This is a genomic window from Rhodococcus sp. O3 (assembly GCF_048897285.1).
In the GTDB taxonomy this organism is placed as follows: domain Bacteria; phylum Actinomycetota; class Actinomycetes; order Mycobacteriales; family Mycobacteriaceae; genus Rhodococcus.
Genome location: NZ_JBMBTE010000328.1, coordinates 1 through 446 on the forward strand (window position 1 = coordinate 1; position 446 = coordinate 446).

The 446-nt window shown below is 73.1% G+C and carries 1 protein-coding gene; it reads right to left on the bottom strand.

Annotation, left to right across the window (positions count from 1 at the left end):
• On the bottom strand, positions 1 to 446 hold a 446-nt coding region (locus ACN675_RS29270), incomplete at both ends, for a phosphopantetheine-binding protein (protein WP_420754136.1).

A 446-nucleotide genomic window follows, 5' to 3' on the forward strand; every position in this document is an offset into this window, starting at 1 on the left:
GGGGTGAGCGGCAGGTCGCCGACACCACCACCGGGCAGCTCCTCGAGCACCACCGCACCCGCACCACCGGACGCCGCCACCCGCGCCAACGCCGCCACCGTCCGGCCCTCGAACACATCCCGCGGCGAGAACACCAACCCCCGCGCCTTCGCCCGCGCCACCAACTGGATCGACATGATGCTGTCCCCACCGAGCGCGAAGAACGAATCCTGCGCCCCCACCGACTCGACCCCCAGCACCTCGGCGAACAACTCCGCCAGCACCGCCTCCGTCTCCGACGCCGGTGCCCGGAACTCCGCCGCACCCGAACCGAAGTCCGGCTCCGGCAACGCCGCCCGATCCACCTTCCCGTTCGCCGTCACCGGCACCGCCTCGATCACCGACACCACCGCCGGCACCATGTGCGGCGCCAACCGCGTCCCCACCTGCGCCAGCACCGCCACCGG